Source organism: Betaproteobacteria bacterium (assembly GCA_016720855.1).
In the GTDB taxonomy this organism is placed as follows: Bacteria; Pseudomonadota; Gammaproteobacteria; order Burkholderiales; family Usitatibacteraceae; genus FEB-7.
Genome location: JADKJU010000003.1, coordinates 460,995 through 480,906 on the forward strand (window position 1 = coordinate 460,995; position 19,912 = coordinate 480,906).

A 19,912-nucleotide genomic window follows, 5' to 3' on the forward strand; every position below is an offset into this window, starting at 1 on the left:
GGAATCCGCCATGACGATCCTCTCCGACCCGCCCCACCTGCACCCCGACCAGCTCGACGCCTACTGGATGCCCTTCACCTCCAATCGACAGTTCAAGGCCGCGCCTCGAATGGTGGCGAAGGCCGAGGGCATGTACTACTGGACGGCCGAGGGCCGCAAGATTCTCGACGGCTTTGCGGGCATGTGGTGCTGCAACGCGGGGCACAACCGCAAGCCCATCGTGGAGGCGATCCAGAAGCAGGCCGCGACCATGGACTACGCGCCCGCCTTCCAGATGGGCCACCCGCTCGCCTTCGAGCTCGCCAACCGCATCGTGGAGATTGCCCCGGAGGGCATGAACCATGTCTTCTTCTGCAACTCGGGCTCCGAGGCCGTGGACACCGCGCTCAAGATCGCGCTGGCGTATCACCGCGTGAAGGGCGAGGGCGCGAGGACGCGCCTCATCGGCCGCGAACGCGGCTATCACGGCGTGGGCTTCGGCGGGATCTCGGTCGGCGGCATGGTCGCCAACCGCAAGATGTTCGGCGCGATGCTCGCGGGCGTGGACCACCTGCCGCACACGCACGATCTGGGGCACAACGCATACTCGCGCGGTGAGCCCGAATGGGGCGCGCACCTTGCCGACGAGCTGGAGCGCCTCGTGGCGCTGCACGACGCCTCCACCATCGCCGCGGTCATCGTCGAGCCGATGGCGGGCTCCACCGGCGTGCTGGTGCCGCCGAAAGGCTACCTCAAGCGGCTGCGGGAGATCACGAAGAAGCACGGCATCCTCCTGATCTTCGACGAGGTGATCACGGCCTTCGGGCGCCTGGGCGGCGGAACCGCCGCGCAGATCTATGGCGTCGTGCCCGACATGATCACCTTCGCCAAGGGTGTCACCTCGGGAAGCGTGCCGATGGGTGGCGTCATCGCGTCCTCGGAAGTGCACGGCGCCTTCATGGTGGGCCCTCCCGGCGCGATCGAGCTTTTCCACGGCTACACCTACTCGGCGCACGTGCTCGCGTGTGCCGCCGGCGTGGCCACGCTGCAGCTCTACAAGGACGAGGATCTCTTCGCGCGCGCACGGAAGATGGCACCGGTGCTGGAGGAGGCGCTGCACGCGCTCAAGGGAACGCGACACGTGATCGACATCCGCAACTGCGGGCTCGCAGGCGCGGTGGAACTGGAGTCTCGCGCCGGCGCGCCGGGCGCGCGCGCGTTCGACACCTACCTCGGCTGCTGGGAGAAGGGCCTGCTGGTGCGCCAGGCCGGCGAGACCGTCTGCTTCTCCCCCGCGCTCATCGTCGAGGAATCGCACATCGCGGAGATGGTGGGCACGCTTCGCACCGTGCTCCAGGGCGTCAACTGACCGGGGCGCCATGCCGAACCTTTCGCTCTTCCGCGACGCCGGCGACACCCAGGCGTTCGCGCCCGGCGACACCATCTTCGTCGAGGGCGACGAGGGCCGCCTCATGTACGTGGTCCTCGAAGGTTCGGTGCGCCTGTCGGTCACGGGACGCACCGTCGAGAAAGTGGTCAAGGACGGCGTGTTCGGGGAAATGGCGCTCATCGACGCTGCACCGCGCAGCGCCACCGCGAGCGCCCTCACCGCCTGCACCCTGGTACCGGTCACCGCGCAGCGCTTCAGGTCGCTGGTGAAGGAAAACCCCGACTTTGCCCTCGAGATCATGCGCGTCATGGCCGCACGCCTGCGCAGCATGGACCGACGGCTCTAGGATGGCAGGCTACTCCGGCACCCGGCCTGCTTTCGCTGACCTGCTGAAGATCGTCGATATCCGGACCAAGATCGTGAGCGTCTCCTCGCTGCTCATCGGCAGCGGCTGGGCGCTCGCCACGGCGCCGGATCGATTCTCATGGGGCCTGCTCGGCCTCATGGCCGCGGCCACGCTGCTCATCGACATGGGCACCACCGGGTTCAACAGCTACTTCGATTTCGTCTCCGGCGTGGACACGCGCGAGTCGGACCAGGAACGGTTCAAGGCCCTCGTGCAACGCGACATCGACCCGAGGATCGCGCTGCACCTGTCCTTCGTCCTGTTCGCCGTCGCCGTGCCCCTCGGGCTCGCCATCGGTGCGCGTGCCGGCCCCGGAGTCGTGGCAACAGGCGCCTCCTGCATGCTCTTCGCCTACTTCTACTCCGGGGGCCCGCGCCCGATCTCGCGCACGCGCGCCGGGGAGTTCTTCGCGGGCGGGCTGCTGGGCGGCGTGCTCATCGTCGTCGCGGCGTTCGTCCACACGCGAAGCCTCGACGCCGCCACGATCCTGGTTGGCGTGCCTTCGTCGTTCCTCATCGCGGGCATCCTCTCCACCAACAACGCCTGCGACCGGGTCGGCGACGCCCGGGCCGGACGGCGAACGCTCGCCATCGTGCTGGGCCCGGATCGTTCCCACTGGCCCGTATTCGCGCTCGTCGCGGCCGCCTACGTCGCGGTGGCGCTCCTCGCGGCCCTGGGCGTGCTCGCGCCGTGGGCGTTCCTGCCGATGGCGCTTTCCGCGGCGCTCGCCTGGCGCACCCTCGCGGCCATGAGGCATCGCGGGTGGTCGCACGCGACCAAGGCACCGAACATGGGCGGCATCTCGCTCGTGTTCGTCGTCTTCACGGCGTGCCTGCTGGCGAGCTTCGCCCTGGGCGCGTAGGGCGAAGGTGTGGCTGCTGGCGAGCTTCGCCTCGGGAGCGTAGGGCGAAGGCGTGCCTGGTGGCGAGCTTCGCTAGGGAGTGAGCAAAAACAAAAGTGAGGTGGGTTTTACATTGGTCTTTGGCCAGGTCAAATTGCTTCTGGCGTCACGGTTCGAGCCTGCATCGAGGTCGCCCCGGAGTCGAAGCTATCAGCAATCTCATCTGGCCAAGGACCAATGTAAAACCCACCTCACTTTTGTTTTTGCTCACTCCCTAGCGAAGCACAATCACGGCCGCGACCACCGTCGCGACCAGGTAGCCCGCCACCACCATCACGAAGGGCAGGTCGATGCGCCGGAGCGCGCGCCGCGACCTCGTGCCCTTGGGCACCGTGAACCCCGCTCGCGAACGCGTGGCGTCGGCGTCCACGGGAAGGACCGCGAGGCGCGCAAGGCCCTCGACGCAGTCAAAGCGCGGAGCGGGGCGCAGTTCCACCACCTCTTCGCTACGATCGAGGGATGACGTCCCGTGCGCAGCAGTGCGCGTGCCGTCGAGATCGGGCACCGTGCTCTCCCCGCCGGCCTCCGCGCGCGCCCGCACTGCCGCCTCTGCCTCGAGGACGTCGGGAATCGAGTCGCGCAGGTCAAAGGCGAATTCCGCGGCGCTCGCGTAGCGCTCGTCGGGGCTCTTCTTGAGCGCCCGGGCGAGGATGTAGTCGAGAACCGGGGGCAGCGTCCGGTTCACATGGCTGGGGGGCGCGATGGCCGCGTTCACCACCTGGTGCATGAGTTGCGTGATGTCCTCGCCCGAGAAGGGCGTCACCCCGGTGAGCATCTCGTAGAGGACGACGCCCAGCGAGAAGACGTCCGCGCGGTGGTCGAAGTTCCTTCCGGCCACCTGCTCGGGCGGCATGTAGCGCGGCGACCCCAGCATCAGACCGGTTGCCGTCTTCACCGCGGGGTCGCGAAGCCTCGCGATGCCGAAGTCCATGATCTTCACGCGCCCGTCGGAGAGCACCATGATGTTCCCGGGCTTCACGTCGCGGTGGATCACGCCGCACTCGTGGGCGCAAGCCAGGGCCTCGGCCACCCGGGCCGCGATCTCCACGGCTTCGGAGGGCGCGAGCGAGCCGCCGCGAATGAGGTCGCGAAGCTCCCGCCCCTCGAGCATTTCCATGGCCATGAAGGCGACGTCACCCTCGCGGCCCACGTCGTAGATCGTGATGATCGACGGATGGCCGATGCCGCCGGCCGCACGCGCCTCCTGGAGGAAGCGCGCCTCGAAATGCTCCCGCTCCTCCTCGTTGCCGGTGAGCATGACCGTCTTGATCGCCACGATCCGGCCCAGCGCGGGATCCTCCGCGCGCCACACCACCCCCATCGCGCCTCGCCCGAGCTCGCCCAGGACGCGGAAACGGCCGAACTGCGCGGGAACCGGCTCGGCCATCGTCAGAATCCGAGATTGCGCTTGAGGTCGCGCCAGAACCCGCCGGACCTGGCCACGGGACGCTCGCCCGCGAAGGTGTGCGCAATCGACATGCGCTCGCCAGGCTCCAGGTTCACCGTGATGTCCAGCGGCGCGAAATTTCCATTGCGCACCTGCACGTGGTGCTTGCCCGGCGGCAGCTCCACCTGCCGCAGGGGAGAGGCGCGCCCGTGCGAATAGCCGTCGATCACCACGTCGCCGCGCGGCCTCACGTCGAACTCGACCACGGCCGGACGGGGCGGAAAGAAGTGCCGGTTGACCTGCCGGCCGGCAAAGCCGAGCGCGAGGATGCACGCCATGCCGACCAACGCGTAGGTCGCGAGCCGGTTCCTGCGCTCGATGAGGCGGCGGGGCTCCGGCGTGTAAAAGGAATGCAGGCGAACGCGCCCGTCCGTGAATTCCCCTGCCGGGGCGAGTTCGGCGGCGCGGTCGGGGCGCGTGGCCTCGAGCATCTTCGCGAAGGGGGCGGTGACGAGAAGCCGTTCGCCCGTGGCGAATCGTGCGGCGGCGGCGGCGGCGGCAAGCCCGTCACCGAACACCATCGCGCCAGCGTCGCGAGCGGTGACGGCGATCGGTCCGTGGTTCAGGCCGACCTTGAGAGACTCCTCGCCCGGCATCGCACGCAGGGCCTGTGCCATGTCGAGGGCCCGGACAGGTTCGCCGAAGAAGACGAGCGCCATCCCGTCGGTGGCGTCCAGCACGATGCGCTCCTCGGCGGGAATGCCCGAAATCGCATCCCGCACGCGCGCCTCCAGACGCTCCTTGAGCGCCGCCTGCTCCACGACGGGGCGCTCGTCGAAGCGCGGAAAACGCAGGTAGGCGATGTTGGCGAAGGCGGGAGGGGCGATGCGCATTCGGCGGCGGGCCGTGACGGGATGGCCATTGTAATCGTTCGCCGGCACGGACCTTTGGCCGCGAATCCGGGGTCAGCGCGGCGCGAGCAGCAACTCGGCGGCCGGCGAGCGCCCCGGATTGAATTGGTTGACGCCGCTTGTCGATGCGTATCCGAGGCTGATCCCGCAGATGAGCTTGTAGTCCGGCGGCACGGCGAAGGCGCGCTTCGGTGGCCCGGCCCAGTTGGCAAGGGCACCTTGCGCGCATGTGGCCAGACCGCGCGCCTGCGCAGACATCATGAGCGACTGCAGGAGGATGCCCGCATCGAGCACGCTGAACTCACGCAGCCCCCGATGCACGAAAAGGAAGATCACGGTGGGCGCGCCGAAGAACTCGAAGTTGCGGCGCATCTGGCGGTTGCGCGCGGCCATGTCCTCGCGCGCGATGCCGAGCGCCTTGTACAGGCCGAAGCCGGTTGCGCGTCGGCGCGGAAGGAGATCCGCAGGGTAGGGGAAACGCGTGTTGAAGTCCCCGTCGGGCCTGCCTTCGGCACCGAGCGCCAGGCGCAGCTTTCCGATCGCACCCGACTTGAGCGCGGCGAGGCTCGCGTCCCAGGCCGCGCAGTACTCGGTCGCCAGTCGATTGCGCAGTTCGCCGGAAGCGACGGCCAGACGGTAAGGCTGGGTGTTCGACCAGCTCGGCGACTGGCACGCGTCGGCGAGAATCGCCTCCAGCACCTCGTCCGGGACCGGGTCGGGCCTGAAATCACGCACGCTGCGGCGCTGCCGCAAGAGCTGCGTGAGCACAGTGGCATTTCCGGTCATGTCTCCCCCGTTTGACCCACTCTGTAACAATGGGGTCAGGTTCGCGAACCTGACCCCATTGTTACAGGGCTACTTGAGCGCCTTGAAGCGCAGGCGATGCGGGGCGGCGCCTTCGTCGCCCAGGCGCTCGCGCTTGTTGTCCTCGTACTCGTGATAGTTGCCCTGGTAGAAGGTCCACTGCGAGTCGCCCTCGGCGGCGAGGATGTGCGTGCAGATGCGGTCGAGGAACCAGCGATCGTGGGAAATGACCATGACGCTTCCCGCGAACTCGGACAGCGCGTCCTCGAGGGCGCGCAGCGTCTCCACGTCGAGATCGTTGGAGGGCTCGTCGAGGAGAAGCACGTTGCCCCCGTCCAGCAGCGTCTTCGCGAGGTGCAGCCGGCCGCGCTCGCCGCCGGAGAGGTTGCCCACCAGCTTCTGCTGATCCTGGCCCTTGAAGTTGAAGCGGCCCAGGTAGGCGCGCGACTGGATCTCGAACTTGCCGATGGTGAGGATGTCCTGGCCGTGGGAGATCGCCTCCCACACGTTCTTGTCGTTGGGGAGCGATTCGCGCGACTGGTCCACGAAGGCGAGCTTCACCGTGTGGCCGACCTTCACCTCGCCGGAATCGGGCTTTTCCTTGCCGGTGATCATGCGGAAGATCGTGGACTTGCCCGCGCCGTTGGGGCCGATGATGCCGACGATGGCGCCGGGCGGGATCTTGAAGGACAGGTTGTCGATGAGGAGCCGGTCGCCATAGCCCTTGGAGACGTTCACGAACTCGATCGCCTCGTTGCCCAGGCGCTCGCCGACGGGAATGAAGATCTCGGAGGTCTCGTTGCGCTTCTGGTATTCGTAGGAGTTGAGCTCCTCGAAGCGCAGCAGGCGCGCCTTGTTCTTCTTCGTCTGCCCCTTGGCGTTCTGGCGGACCCACTCGAGCTCCTTCTTGAGCGCCTTCTGGCGCGCGCTCTCGGAGGATTCCTCCTTCTTCAGGCGGTCGCTCTTCTGCTCCAGCCACGAGCTGTAATTGCCCTCCCAGGGGATGCCGCGGCCGCGGTCGAGCTCGAGGATCCACTCGGCGGCGTTGTCCAGGAAGTAGCGGTCGTGGGTGACCGCCACCACCGTGCCGGGATAGCGCAGGAGGAACTGCTCGAGCCAGTCCACGCTCTCCGCGTCGAGGTGGTTCGTGGGCTCGTCAAGCAGCAGCATGTCGGGCTTCGACAGGAGCAGGCGGCAAAGGGCCACGCGGCGCTTCTCGCCGCCGGAAAGATTGTCGATCTGCGCATCCCACGGCGGCAGCCGCAAGGCGTCGGCTGCGATCTCGAGCTGCGCTTCCAGCGAGGCGACGTCTGCGGTCGCAAGCACCTTCTCCAGCCGCTCCTGCTCGGCGGCGAGCTTCTCGAAATCGGCATCGGGCTCGGCATAGGCCGCATAGACCTCGTCCAGGCGCTTCTTGGCGCCCAGGACCTCGCCCAGGCCTTCCTCGACGGCCTCGCGAACGGTGTGGCCCGGTTCGAGCTGCGGCTCCTGCGGCAGGTAGCCGATCTTGATGCCCGGCATGGGCGTGGCTTCACCCTCGATCTCCTTGTCGAGGCCAGCCATGATCTTGAGCACGGTCGACTTGCCCGCGCCGTTGAGCCCCAGGAGGCCGATCTTGGCGCCCGGAAAGAAGGAAAGGGAGATGTCCTTGAGGATCTGGCGCTTGGGCGGGACGATCTTGCCCACGCGGTTCATCGTGTAAACGTATTGCGCCATGGCGGTACTTTCGGGCGAAAAGGGGCAGGACAGGATGGAAAGCCTTCTATTTTAACCTGCCTTGAGGGACAGGTCCCTAACGCTGCCAGGGGCCGGTCTCTCAACGCGCGTTTCCGACCGCGGCCGGCCCCGGGGGGCCAGCCGCTTCGTCGTCGTACCCGCGCAGCGCAGGAAGGCGTCCCTCCATCGCGCTTGCGGGCGGCAACCCGAATTCCTCGCTAGGCGGGCCGCGCACAGCCCGCGAAGTTGCCGGTGCTACACCATCAGCCAGTCGCGAAGCGCAGCGCGGGCCTCCATGTCGAAGCGCGCGTGGGCATTGGCCACCCGTCCCGGTAGCCCGGCGCGGCGCTCGGCCTCGTAGAGCGCGTAGCCCGCCTCGGGACGCTTGAGGCGCACGGCGCGGGCGGGCTTGCCTACCCACCACGCCGCCTTCAGTGCATTCGCCGCATTCATCGTCTATTCCCTCGTCATCGTTTTAGGTCCGCAAAAGCGCGAAGCCCGGAGTCCTTTCGGGTCTCCGGGCTTCGCGAGGGATTCTTCGCTGACGATGCGGCGTTCTACCCGATCGTTCTCCCGGAGACGTTGCCGTCCATGGCGCCGCACGCAACGTGCGCCTGCCACAGGCAGGACACGCGCGGTCGCGCGATGGCCGGTTTGGAAATGAAGGTTGCGTTCATGTCTCTCGAAAAAACTCTCGGTGATTCGTACAGCCCCGATGCTGCCATGCAGCATCACCGATCGTCAAGCGCCGCCAAAGGAAAAAATTGTGGGGAACCGGCCGGCACGGCAATGGGCCACAACGGCATCGACGGACGCAGGACACAGGGCGACACCGATGCACCGGCATGATCGACGCTAGTGCTAGACTCGCGCGCCATGCCCGCCATCGACCCCGAGATACTCGTCCTCGCGCTGATCTGCGGCCTGCTCGTCGTCCCGCGTGCCCTGCAGCGCTTCCGCATTCCGGCCCCGCTCACCTGCGTCGCGCTCGGCATCGGGGCAAGCATCGCGGCTTCGGAGTTTCGCGAAGACGTCACTCTCACGCTGCTCGCCACGCTGGGCATCTCCTCGCTGTTCCTGTTCGCGGGCATCGAGATCGACCTGAAGGGCCTGTGGAAGGGCAAGGGCATGCTCGCGGGCCACCTCGCGATCCGTGTCGCGTCGGTGACCACCGTCGCCTGGGCGGGCGTGGAGTACCTCGGGCTCGGCTGGCCCGAGGCCACGCTCCTTGCGATCGCCCTCCTCACCCCTTCGACGGGCTTCATCCTCGAATCGCTCTCCCGCCTGGGGCTCACGGAGGAGGAGCGGTTCTGGGTTTCCAACAAGGCGATCTCCGCCGAACTCGTCGCCCTGGCGGTTCTTTTCGGGGTTCTCCAGTCCACCTCCCTCGAGCGCCTCGGCACGGCCTCAGCCGCGCTCGCGGCGCTGATCGTCCTCCTGCCCTTCGCCTACCTCCTGCTCGGCAGGCTCGTCGTCCCGCATGCGCCCGGCTCGGAATTCTCGCTGCTCGTGATGGTGGGCCTGGTGGCCGCCTACGTGACGAAGCTGCTGGGCGCCTACTACCTCGTGGGCGCGTTCCTGGCGGGCCTGACCGCGCGCCTGCTGCGGCGTCGCATGCCTGCGCTTTCGTCGGCGGCGAACGAGCACGCCGTGAAGGTCTTCGCATCCTTCTTCATCCCCTTCTATTTCTTTGCGAGCGGCATGCATGTGCCGGCAGAGGCGCTCACGTGGGACGCGCTCGGGATAGGGCTTGCGATTTCGGCAATCATCCTGCCCCTGCGTGTCGGCACCGTGTGGCTGCATCGCCGCCTCTTCCTGCGGGAAAGCCCGGAGAGCAGCCGGCGCGTCGCCGTCGCGCTGATGCCCACGCTCATCTTCACTCTCGTACTTGCCGCGATCCTGCGCGAGCGTTATGGCATCGACGACGCCCTGTTTGGCGGATTGCTCGTCTATGCGGCCGTCTCCACCGCGCTTCCTTCGCTCCTGCTCGCCGGACCGGTCGATTTCGGGATGTTGTTCGACGAGGAGGAGCAATCCCCACCGGCGTCGCCCGCCCTTCCGCCCGCCGCGATGGAGTCGGTGCCCGAGGCCGGGGCCGGCGGGCCCGAAAGCGAGCGCGCATCATGAGGATTTCCGGCGCGAAGGCGGACCAGCAGCATGGTCGATGAACGGGCGAGCGGCGGACCTGGCGTCAACATCCTCAGCGCCGGCGCCGCACAGGGGCTGGCGAGCGCCGTGGCGGCGCAGGCCGGCATCGAGCTCTCCGGCACTTTCGGTGCCGTGGGCGGCGTCATCGAGCGTTTCCTCGCCGGCGATGCCTGCGATGTCGTCATCCTCACGCATGCCCAGGTAACGCAGCTCACCGCGCGCAACCGCGTGGCCCTTGATTTCTGCGCCGACCTGGGCGTCGTGCGCGCCGCGATGCGAGCGCTTTCCGAAGCCGGCGGCCACCCCATCGGGTGCGCGCAGACCACGGAGATCGTGGCGACCCCCGGAGTTGCGCTCGTCGCGCCACTGCCCAGGGAACACCAGCTGGCGACGGTGTACACGGTCGCCCTGAAGGCGGGAACGGCAAGTGCGCATGCGCGCGACTTCGCGCAGCGCCTGACGGGCGCGGATACGGTTGCGGCGCGGTCGGCTGCGGGATTCGAGGGCGTGGCCATCCGGCGGGCGACGGGCGCAGACGCCGCCGGCACGCGCGAAGTCGTGTTCGGCGCCCTCGCGGAATACGGGCTCGTGCCCGAACCCTTCGGCACCGACGCGGACCTGATGGACCTGGACGCGCATTATTTCTCGCGCGGCGGCATGTTCGATGTCGCGATCGACGGGAACGGTCGCATCGTTGCCTGCTGCGGGTTGAAGCCCATGGCCGGCGGCGCCCTCGAGTTGCGCAAGATGTATGCACAACGCGATTTCCGCGGAAAAGGGCTCGGCCGGCGGCTGCTCGAACGCTCGCTTGCCTTCGCCCGCGCCACCGGCAGCGCCCGCGTCGAGCTGGAAACGGCCTCCGTGCTGAAGGAAGCGATCGCGCTCTACGAAAGCGCCAGCTTCGTCCCGCGTCCCGGAAAACTCGACACCTGCCGCTGCGACCGCGCGTTCGTACTCGCGCTTTCCTGACCGTGCCGATCCTCGCCACCCTCACGAAGGGCCGCGTTCCCGTGAAGGCCTGGACGGGCGACATCGAACCCGAAGCGCGGCGCCAGCTGGAAAACGTGGCCAGCCTCCCGATCGTTCATGGCCATGTGGCGGCCATGCCCGACGTGCACCTGGGAATCGGCGCCACGGTGGGCAGCGTCATCCCCACGAGGCGGGCCATCATCCCGGCGGCGGTCGGCGTGGACATCGGCTGCGGCATGAACGCGATGCGGCTGTCCCTCACCGCGAACGACCTGCCGCAGAACCTCGGGCGAATCCGCTCGGCCATCGAGGCCGCGGTGCCCGTCGGCTTCGACCAGCACAGCGAATGCCCGATCGAGGACGGGCGCGTGCTGCGCACGATGGATCGCCGCCTGCAGGCGATCGCGCGCAGGCATCCCGGGCTCGTGAAGCTGCAGAGGAATTTCGAGCAGACGTGGGCGCGCCAGCTGGGCTCGCTGGGCGGCGGCAACCATTTCATCGAGCTGTGCCTGGACGAGTCGCAGCGCGCGTGGGTGATGCTTCATTCGGGATCGCGCGGCGTGGGCAATGCCATGGGCCGCTACTTCATCGAGCGCGCCCGGCGCGAGGCCGAGCGCCTGGACCGCCGCCTGCCGGACCGAGACCTGGCCTGGCTGGACGAAGGCACGCCCCTCTTCGACGACTACGTGGCGTCGGTGGGCTGGGCGCAGGACTACGCGCTCGCCAACCGGCGCGAGATGATGCGCCTCATCGTGGAGGCCCTGCGCCGCCACCTGCCCGCGTTCTCCCTCGAGAGCGAGGCGATCAACTGCCACCACAATTACGTGGCGCGCGAGCGGCACCTGGGCGAGGATCTCTACATCACGCGCAAGGGTGCCATCCGCGCGGGCGTGGGCGAACTCGGCATCATTCCCGGCAGCATGGGCGCCCGCTCCTTCATCGTGCGCGGCCTCGGCAACGAGGCTTCGTTCTGCTCGTGCTCGCACGGCGCCGGCCGGCGCATGAGCCGCACCGAGGCCAGGCGCCGGTTCTCGCGCGACGATCTCGAGCGGCAGACGACGGGCGTGGAATGCCGCAAGGACGGCGGCGTGATCGACGAGATCCCGGCCGCGTACAAGAACATCGATGAAGTGATGGCGCAGCAGTCCGACCTCGTCGAGGTCGTGCACACGCTCAGGCAGGTGGTGTGCGTGAAGGGGTGACCCGGGCGGGGCCACCCCATGCAGTCGCTACTTGATCGCGCCCACGTCCTTCATCGATTCGAGCTTGCCGAGGTCGAGCGAACCCACCCCCGACCTGAGCGCGTCGATCGCAACGCCCTGGCCCCGGGCGCTCACGACGAACCGCTCGCCCAGAACCACGGTGTACTCGTTGTCGCCGCCGCGCTTCGAGATCTCCTCGTGGACCGTGCGGTTGCCCTCGCGGCGCGTGCGCTCGATGCGCCCGTCGTTTTCCTTCTCGCCCTGGATGTTCATCCAGCCCGCCAGCCCCATGAGGCCGCCGGCGCCGCCGGTGTCCGACACCTCGAGCTCGACGCGCTTGCCGGCGCCGTCGCCGTACTTCGCCTCGACCTTCGACATCTGCAGCCCGGCAATGCCGCCCTTCTCCGCGTCCTGGCTCGTGCGCGGCAGGCCGGCGAATTTCTCCGGAACCATCGGCTTCAACTGCTCGATGCCGACGGGCTCGAAGCGCTTGCCGCCGCCCATCACCACGCCCAGCCCCTCCATCGCGGCCTTCATCTGCGCGTTGGGGTCGCCGCTCTTCTGCGCGGCCTCCATTTTCTTGCCCACACCTTCCATCTGCTTGCTGAATCCCTCGAGCTTGCCCATCGGGGAATCCTTGTCGAAGGTGACGGCCGGCCCGCGCCCGCCGTGCATTCCGCCCATCATCGGACCGCCGCCCGTGAGCGCCATCAGGCCGCCCGCCATCAGCGAGAACACGATTCCGATGACGATGGCGCAGATCACGACCACGGCGGTGTAGCCGATCGACTTCTCCTCCGGATTCTTCATCAGCCGCGGCAGCCCCAGGTAGAGGAGGTAGAGGCCGTAGAGCGAGATGAGGACGCCGATGAGGCTCAATGCCGGGATGATGCCGAGGACGCCCGCGATCCACGCGGGCGTGTAGGAATAGACCGCGACCTTCAGTGCCTGCGCCGGGTTCTTCTCGCCGCCGAACTTGGGCGCGAGCGCATTGATGATGAGCGACAGGATGAAGGTGCCGACGAAGGCCATCGCGAACGAGAAGACGGCAACCCCGATCCCCGCGAGGACGGGCGTGCGGTACGTGCCGATGAAGGGCAGGCTCATGCCCACGAGGGATTGGCCGACGAAAGCGCAGAGCACGCTGATGCCCGCGAGCGGGGCGACATAGCCGCCCATGAGCTCGCCGGTGGTCGACGCCTCTCCCGCGATCACGGGCCATTCGGTCTTTGGTGTGAGGAGGATGTTCTTGACGCGGTCGATCAGGCTCATGGCGTGCTCCCTGGCGGCTGGTTGTATGGGAAAATCTTACCCCTTTCACCCTTGCCATCGGGAGGCCGGATGCCGTCACGCTTGCGCAAGGCCGCAGTCGCCGCGCTCACGGTCCTCCTCGCCACGGGCGCCGCGCCGGCGCTCGCCCAGACCTTCTCCGGCCTCATGTCCGGCTCGTGGTGGGACGCATCGCGCTCGGGCGAGGGACAGTTCATCACCTTCGAGTCCACGGGCGGGCGCAACGTCGTCTACCTCGCCTACTTCACCTACACTCCGGACGGCACCGCCACCTGGCAGGTCGGCAACATCGATTACGCTCCCGGCGCGACGACGATTGAAATCCCCCTCGTGACCGGTTCCGGCCCGGGCTTCGGCTCCGGATTCAATCCCGCAGCGCTCGCCACGGCAAGCGCCGGCACGGCGACCCTCGAGTTCGTCTCCTGCAGCCAGATGCGCATGCGCCATTCGGCGATCGCCGGGATCACCCTGAGCCTGCGCAGGCTCGTGGGCCCCCTGGCCGGGGCCGATTGCACGGCCGCGGCCCCACCCTCCGCGGCAGCCGCTTCCCCGACGAGTGCCTTCAGCGGCGGCTGGTGGAATGCGGCGCGCAACGGCGAGGGGCAGTTCATCACCCTTGAGTCGGTGGGAACGCGCAACGTGGCCTATCTCGGCTACTTCACCTACACGGCCGACGGCCGGGCCAGCTGGCTGGTGGGCAACGTCGACTATTCGCCGGGCACGACCAGCATCACGATCCCCCTCCTCACCGGCTCCGGTCCGCGCTTTGGCGCGGCCTTCCAGACGGCCGACTTCCGGTCCACCCCGGCCGGCTCGGCCCGGCTCGACTTTGTCTCCTGCTCGCAGGTTCGCCTGACTTACGCAGGAGCGCAATCGTTCGCCCTCGACCTCGCGCGGCTGGTGGGCCCACTCACCGGCTACACGTGCAGCGACCGGCCGACGGCGACCGTGGTGTCGGGACCTTCGCCGTTCCCCGCGGCCTGCGGCGCGGGCGCCGGCACCTTGTACGTGAACGCGGAAGTCGAGCCGAGCCTCGCCGCCAATCCGGGCAATCCGGATCACCTGCTGGCCATGTGGCAGCAGGACCGGTGGTCCAACGGCTCCTCGCGCGGGCTGGTTTCCGCCGTTTCCTTCGACGGCGGCGCCACATGGAGCACACAGCCGATGGCCTTCTCGAGCTGCGGCGGCGGGACGGCGGTAAACGGTGGCAACTTCGACCGGGCCACGGATCCGTGGGTGTCCTTCGGCCCCGATGGCACCGCGTGGGCCATGTCGCTCTCGACGGCCGGCTCGCGAAACGCGATGCTCGTCTCGCGTTCCGGCGACGGGGGCCGGACATGGGGCCCTTCGGTTCCCCTCATCACCGATACGACGTTCTATTTCAACGACAAGAACTCGTTCACCGCGGATCCGCAGGATGCCCGCTTCGCGTATGCGGTCTGGGATCGCATCTCGGACGTCGGCGGCGGACCGGCCACGTTCGCGCGCACCATCGACGGCGGCGCGACCTGGGAGCCCGCCCGCGCGATCTACGACCCCGGCATTTCAAGCCAGACCATCGCCAACCTCATTGTCGTGCCCACGGGCGGCACGCTGGTCAACGTCGCTCTCCAGATCGACAATTCGCCCGCCACCGGCCGGGAGGCCTACGTGATCGCCATGCGTTCGCTGGACCGGGGGCAGACGTGGTCCGCGCCGGTTCGTATTGCGAGTGACCTTGCCATCGGCGTGCGCGACCCGGAGAACGGCACGCCGGTGCGCGACGGCAACATCGTCCCGACGGCGGCCGCCGGGCCGGGGGGCGTGGTGCACGTCGTCTGGCAGGACTCGCGGTTCAGCGCCGGCGCCCGCGACGCCATCGCCTATTCGCAGTCGACAGACGGCGGCACCACCTGGTCCGCCCCGGTTCGCGTGAACCGGAATCCCGCGGTGCAGGCATTCGTTCCGACGGTTCACGTGCTGCGCGACGGCACCGTCGGCGTGAGCTATTTCGACCTGCGCGACAACACCCCCGATGCGGCCACGCTCTGGGCCGGCTACTTCCTGGCCCGATCGACGGACGGCGGACAGACGTGGCAGGAGACGCGGCTCGCGGATCCCTTCGACCTGTCGACGGCGCCCAACGCGAGCGGGCTCTTCCTCGGCGACTACATGGCGCTGGCCGGGAGCGGCGCCGATTTCCATGCGCTGTTCGTGCGCACAACGGGCGAAGCCGGCAACCGCAACGAGGTGTTCCATTCGCGAATCGCAGGGGCCAAGGCGTCCGCCGCGTCGAGCGACAAGGCGGCGCCCGAAACAGGGGCGTGGAGCGCGCCCTGGGCCGCCGAGGCGGCCGCACCCTTCGACGTTTCCTCCGCGTGGCAGGCGCGAACGAGCCAGGCCATCGAGCTCGCGCTGAAGCGGCGCGGCAGGCCCGCCCCGGAATAGCCCCGCGCTACCCGGAGGGCGCCGGCTAGTCCTCGTCCGGCGCGACGCTGCGGATGGTGTAGCCGCCGCTCTTGTCGTCGCGCTCCAGCTCGAGGAGACCCTTGGCCTGCAGTTCCTCCAGCAGCTGGTTGAACGAGCGATAGCCGTAGTAGCTCTCGCTGAAGCCGGGCTTCCTGCGCTTGATCGCCTGCTTCACCATCGAGCCCCAGAGCGTCTCCTCGACGCCGCGCTCGTCGACAAGGTCGTCGATCGTCTCCAGGACCAGGTCGATGGCTTCCTGCTTCTTGCCGCCGCCCCCGGTGTTGTCGCGTTCCTTTTCCTTCTTCTCGTCCTTGTCCTTCGCGGCGGCCGCGGGCTTGTCCTCCGCCTTCCTCGCGGCCTGCCGCTTCGGCGGGTGCGCGCGCACCAGGTCGTCGTAGTAGATGAACTCGTCGCAGTTGGCGATGAGGAGGTCGGAGGTGCTCATCTTCACCCCGATGCCGATCACGGTCTTCGCGTTCTCGCGCAGCTTGGAGACGAGCGGGGAGAAGTCGGAGTCCCCGCTCACGATCACGAAGGTGTCGACGTGGCTCTTGGTGTAGCACAGGTCGAGCGCGTCCACCACCATGCGGATGTCGGCGGAGTTCTTGCCGGACTGGCGCACGTGCGGAATCTCGATCAGCTCGAAGGAGGCCTGGTGCATGGGCGCCTTGAATTCCTTGTAGCGCTCCCAGTCGCAGTAGGCCTTCTTCACCACGATGCTGCCCTTCACCAGCAGGCGCTCGAGCACCTTGCTGATGTCGAACTTGTCGTATTTCGCCTCGCGGACGCCGAGCGCGACGTTCTCGAAGTCGCAGAAAACGGCGAGGTTGCGGATTTCCGCCATGGTCATCTCCCTGTGTATGGGCGCTAGCTTACAATGCCACCATGCTCTCTGCCGACTGCGACAACCTGATCGAGATCCGCGACCTGCATTTCGCGTACGGCAAGCGGCAGATCCTGAGGAAGCTCGACCTCGACATCCCGAAGGGGAAGGTCGTCGCGATCCTGGGCGCCAGCGGCTGCGGGAAGACGACGCTCCTGAAACTGATCGGCGGCGCGCTCAAGCCGGCGCGGGGCACCGTGAAGGTGTGCGGGCACGACGTGCACGCGCTCGACCACGAGGGGCTCTACCGCCTGCGCCGGAGAATCGGCATGATGTTCCAGAAGGGCGGGCTGTTCAGCGATCTCACGGTGTTCGAGAACATCGCCTTTCCGATTCGGGAGCACACGCAGCTTCCCGAGGACATCATTGCCGGGCTCGTGAAGATGAAGCTGAACGCGGTGGGGCTGCGCGGCGCGCGTTCGCTCTACCCCGGCGAGCTCTCGGGCGGCATGTCCCGGCGCGTGGCGCTGGCGCGCGCCATCGCACTCGACCCCGATCTCGTCATCTACGACGAGCCCTTCGCCGGCCTGGACCCGATCACGCTCAACGTGATCTGCCACCTGATCCGCACGCTGAACGACGCGTTGGGAAGCACCTCGGTGGTCGTGACCTACGACGTGCCCGAAGCCCTGAAGCTCGCCGACTACCTCTACGTGATGGGCGAAGGGCGCATCATCGGCCACGGGCCGACGAAGGAAATGCTGGCTTCCGACGACCCGTTCGTGCACCAGTTCCTGCACGCCGAGCCCGACGGGCCGGTGCCGTTCCATTTCCCGGCGATGCCGATCGGCGAGGAGCTGGAACTTGCGGCGCCCAGGAAGGCGCGAGGGCTCGCTTCGCGCTAGCATGGCGCCGATCCACCCAGGAGAAATCATGTTCCTTCGCCTTGCCGGGGCCGCATGCGCCGCCCTCGTTCTCGCCGTTCCCGCCCACGCCCAGACCGAGTACCCCACGCACACGGTCACGATGATCGTGCCGTTCCCGCCCGGTGGCGTGGCCGACATCACCGCGCGGCCTGCCGCCGAGGCGATGGGCCGCTACCTGAAGCAGACGGTCATCGTCGAGAACAGGGCCGGCGCCGGCGGCGGCATCGGCATGCAGTACGTCGCACGCGCGAAGCCGGACGGCTACACGGTGCTGCTGGCGCTGTCGTCGATCTCGATCATCCCGGAGGCCGACAGGATCCTCGGCCGCGCTCCGATGTACCAGCTCTCGCAACTCGTCCCCATCGCGCGCTTCACCGCCGATCCGACCGTGCTCGCCGTGCGCGCCGACAGCCCGTGGAAGAGCGCGAAGGACATGATCGACGCCGCGAAGAAGGCGCCGGGCGCCATCCCCTACGGCTCGTCGGGAAACTACGGCACGATGCACGTGCCGATGGAGATGCTCATGGGGGCGGCGGACACGAAAATGCTGCACGTGCCGTTCACTGGCGCCGGCCCCGCAGTGGTCGCCCTCCTGGGCGGCAGCGTGGACGCGCTCTCCACCGGCCCGTCGTCGATCATGGGGCACGTGAAGGCCGGCAAGGTGCGGGTGCTGGCGAGCTGGGGCGATTCCCGCCACCCGGCCCTGCCCGACGTGCCCACGCTCAAGGAGCTGGGATACGACGCGCAGTTCTCGCAGTGGACGGGGCTCTTCGTCCCGGCCGGCACGCCGGAGCCCGTGATCGCGAAGCTGCGCGAGGCCGCGAAGGCCGTCGCGTCCGACGCCACCTTCCTCGCGGCTCTCGCGCGGGTGGAGACTCCGCCCCAGTACCTCGACCAGCCGCAGTTCCGTGCCTTCTGGGATGCCGACGCGAAGAAGCTCGCCGACGTCGTGAAAAAAATCGGCAAGGTCGAATGAGCCCATGAAAAAGGGGACAGGCCCCTTTTCCGGAAAAGGGGCCTGTCCCCTTTTTTTCTCTACTCCGACAGGCCCTCGGCCACGAGCACTTCCTGCACCTTCGGCCTCGCGGCGACGCGGGCGATGAAATCGCGCAGCTTCGGCCACGGCGCCATGTCCAGCTTGACCCAGGGGGCCCAGCTCGCCACGCTGAAGAGGTAGGCGTCGGCCACGGTGAAGCCCTGGCCGGTGAGGAACGGCTGACGCGCGAGTGTCTGCTCGACGAGGTCGAGGCGGCGGGCGAGCGCCACAAGGGCGGTCGTGCGGGCCTCCGGAGCGAGCTTTGCGTTCCACAGGGGACCGAAGCCCTTGTGGATCTCCGTCGAGATGTAGCCGATCCATTCGAGCACGCGATAGCGCTCCATCGTGCCCGCGGCCGGGATGAGGCCGGAGGACGGCGCCCGGTCCGCGAGGTACTGGATGAGGGCCGACACCTCGGTGAGCACGGAGCCGTCGTCCAGGCGCAGCGCCGGGACGTAGCCCTTGGGGTTCACGGTGTTGTAGTCCTCGCCGGTGGCGGTGCGCTTCGAGCCGAGATCGACCTTCTCCAGCTCGAGGGGAATGCCCGCCTCGCGGGCGACGATGTGCGGCGCGATGGAGCACGCGCCCGGGAAATAGTAGAGCTTCATGGTGTCTGCGCCTGGGCTGGATCGGGAAAGGGAAGTCTGCACCGACAAGACTACTCGCGTTCGGGGGCTTCGGGACTTTGACCTGGGTCATCGGCGCGGCCGGCGCCGTTCGGCTAGCATGGGATCGGCCCGGCAAACGACCGGACAATCGACCACCCCAGGAGGAGTATCGATGAGCGCTTCCAGAAGACAGTTCCTCAATGCCGGTGCGGCCGTCGGCGCCGCGGCCGTTGCCGCATGCGCAACGCCGCAACAGGCCGGCGCGGGCAACGACAGCCTCTTGTTTCCCCAGGCTCCGACGACCGTGCCCATCGTCGGCAGCGACAAGCAATTCCAGGTCCGCCGCATCTACTGCGTCGGCCGCAACTACGCGGCGCACGCCCGCGAAATGGGTTCCGACCCCACGCGCGAGCCGCCGTTCTTCTTCCAGAAGCCCACGGACGCGATCCAGGTCGCGCCGCCGGGAGTCACCATCGATCATCCGTACCCGCCGATCACCAAGAATTACCACTACGAGGTGGAGCTGGTGGCCGCGCTCGGCAAGGGCGGCCGCAACGTGACGGCGCAGCAGGCGCTCGACATGGTGTACGCCTACGCGGTCGGCCTCGACATGACCCGCCGCGACCTGCAGCGCGCCATGGGCGACCAGAAGAAGCCGTGGGAAGTGGGCAAGAGCTTCGACAAGTCCGCGGTCATCAGCCACCTCCACCCCGCCGGAAAGACCGGGCACCTGACCAAGGGCGCGATCTGGCTCAAGGTCAACGGGGCGATCAAGCAGAATGCCGACCTGAACCAGATGACCTGGAACGTGGCCGAGCAGATCGCCAACCTCTCGACTTTCTATGAACTCTTCCCCGGCGACATCATCTATTCGGGGACGCCGGCGAATGTGGGCCCCGTGGTTCGGGGCGACATCATGACCGGGCACATCGACGGCATCTACGAAATCAACGCGAAGATCGTCTAGC

General features: G+C 68.0%; 17 protein-coding genes and 1 pseudogene. 10 read left to right on the forward strand and 8 right to left on the reverse strand.

Features of this window, described 5'->3' with window-relative positions; translation table 11 throughout:
• The first annotated feature begins 10 nt into the window (after positions 1 to 10).
• The 3 genes from IPP91_15815 to IPP91_15825 are packed head-to-tail and all read left to right on the forward strand — an operon-like array spanning position 11 to position 2,637.
• A complete protein-coding gene (locus IPP91_15815) occupies positions 11 to 1,348 on the forward strand; it encodes an aspartate aminotransferase family protein (protein ID MBL0143530.1) in 1,338 nt (445 codons plus the stop codon).
• A 10-nt stretch (positions 1,349 to 1,358) separates the two neighbouring features.
• Positions 1,359 to 1,715, forward strand: a complete 357-nt coding sequence (locus tag IPP91_15820) for a cyclic nucleotide-binding domain-containing protein (GenBank protein MBL0143531.1) — start codon at positions 1,359 to 1,361, stop codon at positions 1,713 to 1,715.
• Between the two features lies 1 nt (position 1,716).
• Positions 1,717 to 2,637, forward strand: a complete 921-nt coding sequence (locus tag IPP91_15825; protein ID MBL0143532.1) for a prenyltransferase — start codon at positions 1,717 to 1,719, stop codon at positions 2,635 to 2,637.
• Positions 2,638 to 2,890: 253 nt separating this feature from the next.
• Here IPP91_15825 and IPP91_15830 read toward each other — a convergent pair whose 3' ends face one another.
• From IPP91_15830 to IPP91_15850, 5 genes are all read right to left on the reverse strand, one after another.
• On the reverse strand, positions 2,891 to 4,063 hold the full coding sequence (locus tag IPP91_15830; GenBank protein ID MBL0143533.1) for a serine/threonine protein kinase: 1,173 nt from the start codon (positions 4,061 to 4,063) through the stop codon (positions 2,891 to 2,893).
• Between the two features lie 2 nt (positions 4,064 to 4,065).
• On the reverse strand, positions 4,066 to 4,956 hold the full coding sequence (locus tag IPP91_15835; GenBank protein ID MBL0143534.1) for a PEGA domain-containing protein: 891 nt from the start codon (positions 4,954 to 4,956) through the stop codon (positions 4,066 to 4,068).
• Positions 4,957 to 5,028: 72 nt separating this feature from the next.
• Positions 5,029 to 5,760, reverse strand: a complete 732-nt coding sequence (locus IPP91_15840) for a nitroreductase (GenBank protein MBL0143535.1) — start codon at positions 5,758 to 5,760, stop codon at positions 5,029 to 5,031.
• 69 nt (positions 5,761 to 5,829) lie between these two features.
• A complete protein-coding gene (ettA, locus tag IPP91_15845; protein ID MBL0143536.1) occupies positions 5,830 to 7,494 on the reverse strand; it encodes an energy-dependent translational throttle protein EttA in 1,665 nt (554 codons plus the stop codon).
• Between the two features lie 255 nt (positions 7,495 to 7,749).
• Positions 7,750 to 7,947, reverse strand: coding sequence for a hypothetical protein (locus IPP91_15850; GenBank protein MBL0143537.1), 198 nt, complete (start codon positions 7,945 to 7,947; stop codon positions 7,750 to 7,752).
• 432 nt (positions 7,948 to 8,379) lie between these two features.
• Here IPP91_15850 and IPP91_15855 point away from each other — a divergent pair, with 432 nt between their 5' ends.
• The 3 genes from IPP91_15855 to IPP91_15865 are packed head-to-tail and all read left to right on the forward strand — an operon-like array spanning position 8,380 to position 11,813.
• Positions 8,380 to 9,621 (forward strand): cation:proton antiporter, encoded by a 1,242-nt coding sequence (locus IPP91_15855; protein ID MBL0143538.1) that lies wholly within the window; start codon positions 8,380 to 8,382, stop codon positions 9,619 to 9,621.
• 30 nt (positions 9,622 to 9,651) lie between these two features.
• The gene (locus IPP91_15860) at positions 9,652 to 10,611 is read left to right on the forward strand and encodes a GNAT family N-acetyltransferase (GenBank protein MBL0143539.1); all 960 of its coding nucleotides are present in this window, start codon (positions 9,652 to 9,654) and stop codon (positions 10,609 to 10,611) included.
• A gap of 2 nt (positions 10,612 to 10,613) precedes the next feature.
• On the forward strand, positions 10,614 to 11,813 hold the full coding sequence (locus IPP91_15865) for an RtcB family protein (GenBank protein ID MBL0143540.1): 1,200 nt from the start codon (positions 10,614 to 10,616) through the stop codon (positions 11,811 to 11,813).
• A gap of 27 nt (positions 11,814 to 11,840) precedes the next feature.
• Here IPP91_15865 and IPP91_15870 read toward each other — a convergent pair whose 3' ends face one another.
• Positions 11,841 to 13,085 (reverse strand): YIP1 family protein, encoded by a 1,245-nt coding sequence (locus tag IPP91_15870; protein ID MBL0143541.1) that lies wholly within the window; start codon positions 13,083 to 13,085, stop codon positions 11,841 to 11,843.
• A 969-nt stretch (positions 13,086 to 14,054) separates the two neighbouring features.
• Between IPP91_15870 and IPP91_15875 the strand changes: the two are divergent.
• Positions 14,055 to 15,305, forward strand: a pseudogene (locus IPP91_15875) (exo-alpha-sialidase).
• 250 nt (positions 15,306 to 15,555) lie between these two features.
• Here IPP91_15875 and IPP91_15880 read toward each other — a convergent pair.
• Complete coding sequence (locus IPP91_15880; protein ID MBL0143542.1) at positions 15,556 to 16,395, reverse strand: NYN domain-containing protein; 840 nt, start codon at positions 16,393 to 16,395, stop codon at positions 15,556 to 15,558.
• A gap of 41 nt (positions 16,396 to 16,436) precedes the next feature.
• Between IPP91_15880 and IPP91_15885 the strand changes: the two genes are divergently transcribed.
• Together IPP91_15885 and IPP91_15890 are read left to right on the forward strand one after the other, a co-directional pair.
• The gene (locus IPP91_15885) at positions 16,437 to 17,279 is read left to right on the forward strand and encodes an ABC transporter ATP-binding protein (protein MBL0143543.1); all 843 of its coding nucleotides are present in this window, start codon (positions 16,437 to 16,439) and stop codon (positions 17,277 to 17,279) included.
• A 28-nt stretch (positions 17,280 to 17,307) separates the two neighbouring features.
• Positions 17,308 to 18,276 (forward strand): tripartite tricarboxylate transporter substrate binding protein, encoded by a 969-nt coding sequence (locus IPP91_15890; GenBank protein ID MBL0143544.1) that lies wholly within the window; start codon positions 17,308 to 17,310, stop codon positions 18,274 to 18,276.
• Positions 18,277 to 18,335: 59 nt separating this feature from the next.
• Here the strand turns inward: IPP91_15890 and gstA are convergent, their stop codons facing one another.
• Complete coding sequence (gstA, locus tag IPP91_15895) at positions 18,336 to 18,944, reverse strand: glutathione transferase GstA (protein MBL0143545.1); 609 nt, start codon at positions 18,942 to 18,944, stop codon at positions 18,336 to 18,338.
• Between the two features lie 172 nt (positions 18,945 to 19,116).
• On the opposite strand from gstA, the gene IPP91_15900 reads away from it, so the two are divergent.
• Positions 19,117 to 19,911 (forward strand): fumarylacetoacetate hydrolase family protein, encoded by a 795-nt coding sequence (locus tag IPP91_15900; GenBank protein MBL0143546.1) that lies wholly within the window; start codon positions 19,117 to 19,119, stop codon positions 19,909 to 19,911.
• The last annotated feature ends 1 nt before the right edge of the window (position 19,912 follow it).